General features: G+C 72.6%; 1 protein-coding gene and 1 pseudogene. Both read right to left on the reverse strand.

Annotation, left to right across the window (positions count from 1 at the left end):
* The coding region (locus tag IG94_RS43970) for an acyl carrier protein (protein ID WP_248783122.1) at positions 1-705 on the reverse strand (705 nt) is incomplete at its 3' end.
* 145 nt (positions 706-850) lie between these two features.
* Positions 851-3,104, reverse strand: a pseudogene (locus IG94_RS44490) (type I polyketide synthase); the annotation flags it as partial.

Raw genomic sequence — 3,104 nt, forward strand, 5'->3', positions numbered from 1 at the left:
CGCATCCGACGCCGCGTCAACTGCGGAGTCCCCGGAGCGCTGAGAGTCCTCGGCGTGCTGGTCGAGCAGCTTCCGGAGCCGTTCGGTGAAGACCTGCCGAGAACTCTCCGACGCCGTGCGCAGCGCACTCTCGATCCGGTCCAGCTCGGCCAGGACCGCGCTCCCGTCGGGCGCGCCCCGTTCACCGAGCCGCTCTTTGAGATAGGTGGCCACTGCCGCCGCGCTCGGATGGTTGAACGCCAGGGTCGCCGGGAGCCGCAGCCCCGTCGCCGTGCCCAGCCGGTTGCGGAAGTCCACAGCGATCAGCGAATCGAACCCGAGCTCCTTGAGCGCGCGGTGCGGATCGATCGCCTCGCCCGCCGCGTGGCCCAGGGCGGTCGCGATGTGCGTGCGCACCAGGTCGAGCAGCAACTCGTCCTGTTCCGCGTCGCTCGCCCCGGCGAACCGCTGCGCCCAGTCGCTCTTGCCCTCGTCGGCGGCCCGCCGGGCGGGACGGGGTGCCAGCTCGCGGAAGAGCGCGGGCACCTCTTCGTCCACGGCCTGACGGCGCAGCGTCGCCCGGTCCAGCGGCGCCGGCACCAGATGGGGCTCCCGGTCGGCGCCGAGCGCGGCGTCGAACAGCGCCAGGCCCTCGGCCACCGACACCGGAGCGAGCCCGGTCCGGTCCAGCCGGCCGACGTCGGCAGAGCCCAGCGCGCCGGTCATCTCGCTGGCTTCGGTCCACAGTCCCCAGGCGAGGCTGACCGCGGGACGTCCCTGGGCCCGGCGGTGGTGGGCGAGCGCGTCGAGCGAACGCGGCCAGGCCGGCGTCGGCGGTCAGCTCGTGCAGATACGCGGCCGCGTCCACCTTCGGACGCAGCACGTCACCGAGCCGGTCCGCCGTGAGGTTGGCGACCGTCGCGTCCCGCAGCACTCCGGCGGCATGGACGACCGCCGTGAGGGGATGCTCGGCCGGGACATCGGCCAGTACGGAGCCGAGCGCGTCCCGGTCGCCCGTGTCGCAGGCGGCGACGGTGATCCGAGCGCCCAGTGCGGACAGCTCCGTGCGCAATTCCTCGGCTCCGGGTGCGTCGGGCCCGCGACGGCTGAGCAGGAGCAGGTGCCTGGCGCCGTGCCGCGTGACCAGGTGACGGGCGAGGTGGGCGGCGAGCGTTCCGGTCCCGCCCGTGATCAGGACGGTGCCGTCCGGGTCGATCCGGCGCTCACTCTCCGATGCCGATGCCGATGCGGACGCGGGTGCGGGTGCGGACGCGGGAGCCGATGCGGACGTGGAGGCCGGTGCCGACCGTTCGAGCCGGGCGGCCAGGGGTACGCCATCGCGGAGGGCGATCTGGGGTTCGTCGCCGTCGGCGAGCGCGGCCACCGCCGCCTCGATCGCACGGGCCGGGGTTTCCGCCGTGTCGGGGTGGACACCGGAGTCGGCCGAATCCAGGTCGAGCAGTGCGAACCGGCCCGGGTGTTCGGACTGCGCGGACCGGATCAGACCCCATACGGCCGCTGCGGGCAGGTCGGCGACGTCGTCGTGCGACGCGGCGGCCACGGCGCCCCGGGTGACCACCACCAGGCGTGAGCCGGCCGTGGACTCCTCGGCCAACCACCGCTGTACGAGTTCCAGCGCGCGCCCGGTCAGCCTGTGCGTCTCCGCGACGATGTCGGCGTCGCCGTCCGCCGCGAAGCAGGCCAACACCGTGTCCGGTACGGATGGCCCCTCCGCGAGTTCGGTGAGATCGCCGCACGCGGGAGACAGCCCGGTCGAGAACAGGTCCTCGCCGAGCAGGGCCGTGGTGGGTGAAACCCCGTCGGTCTCGACGAGGGGCAGCCGGATCCAGCGGAGCGACAGCAACTGCTCGCGGCCGGCCGTAAGGCGGACCGGATCGACCGGCCGTGTGGCCAGCGCCTCGACCGTGACGACCGGGCGGTTCTCCGCGTCCACACCGACCAGGCCGATCGTCGCCCCGTCCGTCAGGGACATCCGGACACGCAAGCTGCGCGCGCCGGTGCCGTGCACTGTGACCCCGGACCACGAGAACGGCAGCTGAAGCCCGTTGTCCGGCGTGTCCGGAGCGGCGGCGAGCCGTACGTGCAGTGCCGCGTCGAGCAGCGCGGGATGGACGGCGAACCCGTCGGCCTCCGTGTCCTCGGGCAGCCGGACCTCGGCGTAGAGCATGTCGTCGTCGCGCCACGCGGCCCGCAGACCCTGAAAGAGGGGCCCGTAGTCGTAGCCACTCCCGGTGAGCCGCTCGTACAGCCCGTCCACCAGAACCGGGTCGGCGCCGGGAGGCGGCCAGGCTCCCTCGGTCGGGGACTCCGTCGCCGACGTCAGTGAGGTCGATGCCGTCGAGGCCGCCGGTGCGAGCAGGCCGGTCGCGGCGCGGGTCCACTCGGCGTGCCCGTCCCCGTCCCCGGCGGGCAGGGAGTGGACCGTGAACGCACGACGCCCCTCCCCGTCAGGAGCATCGACCTGCACCCGCAACTCCGCGCTGTCCTGGGCCGACAGCACCAGCGGACTGTCCAGAGTCAGCTCGTCGAGCCGAGCACAGCCGACCTGCTCTCCCGCGTGCAGGGCGATGTCGACCAGCGCGGCACCGGGCAGCAGTACGGTGCCGAGCACTGCGTGGTCGGCGAGCCAGGGGTGTGTCGACGTCGACAGGCGCCCAGTGAGTACCAGCCCTTGGCTTCCCGGGAGTTCGATGGCGGCGGTGATGAGTGGGTGTCCGGTGTGGTGGTGGTTGGTGGGGGGGGTGGTGGGGTTGAGCCAGTAGTGGTGGTGTTGGAAGGGGTAGGTGGGGAGGGGGGTGTGGGGTCCGGGTGGGTGGAGGGTGGTGGGGTTGATGGGGGTGCCGTGGTTGTGGGCGGTGGTGAGGGCGGTGAGGAGTTGGGTGTGGTTGCCGTGGTGGCGTTGGAGGGTGTGGGTGGTGGTGGCGTGGGTGGTGGTGGTTTCGATGGTTTGGGTGAGGGGGGTGGTGAGGACGGGGTGGGGGCTGATTTCGATGTAGTGGGTGTGGCCGGTGTTGAGGAGGGTGGTGATGGCGGGGTGGAATTGGACGGTGTTGCGGAGGTTGTCGTACCAGTAGTGGGCGTTGTGGGTGGGGGTGGTGTGGGGG

Origin of the sequence: Streptomyces olivaceus (assembly GCF_000721235.1) — a bacterium.
Taxonomy (GTDB): Bacteria; Actinomycetota; Actinomycetes; order Streptomycetales; family Streptomycetaceae; genus Streptomyces; species Streptomyces olivaceus.